General features: G+C 51.7%; 1 pseudogene. It reads left to right on the top strand.

Annotated features, from left to right (window positions below):
- Positions 1-489: pseudogene (gene secA, locus ACTHUR_RS19295) on the top strand (preprotein translocase subunit SecA); the annotation flags it as partial.

The raw sequence follows: 489 nt of genomic DNA, 5'->3' as shown, positions 1-489 counted from the left end.
CCGAAGAAGGCGAAGGTGATTACTGGGTAGATGAAAAAGCACACCAAGTTATTCTGAGCGAAGCCGGTCACGAACACGCCGAGCAAATCCTGACCCAAATGGGCTTATTACAGGAAAACGATTCTCTCTACTCTGCCGCCAATATTTCCCTAATGCACCACCTCATGGCTGCATTGCGCGCGCACACCCTGTTCCACAAAGACCAACACTACGTTATCCAAGACGGCGAAATCGTGATTGTGGACGAATTCACAGGCCGTCTGATGGCCGGTCGCCGCTGGTCCGAAGGCTTGCACCAAGCCGTTGAAGCCAAAGAAGGCGTAGAAATCAAACGCGAAAACCAAACGCTTGCATCTATTACCTTCCAAAACTACTTCCGCCTGTACAGCAAACTGTCTGGCATGACCGGTACGGCCGACACCGAAGCCTTCGAGTTCCAAAGCATTTACAACCTCGAAACCGTCATCATCCCGACCAACCGTCCTGTAC

The organism is Neisseria sp. P0021.S007, from assembly GCF_051956855.1.
Note: the sequence above shows the minus strand (reverse complement) of the source record. Positions and strands in the feature narration are given on the sequence as shown.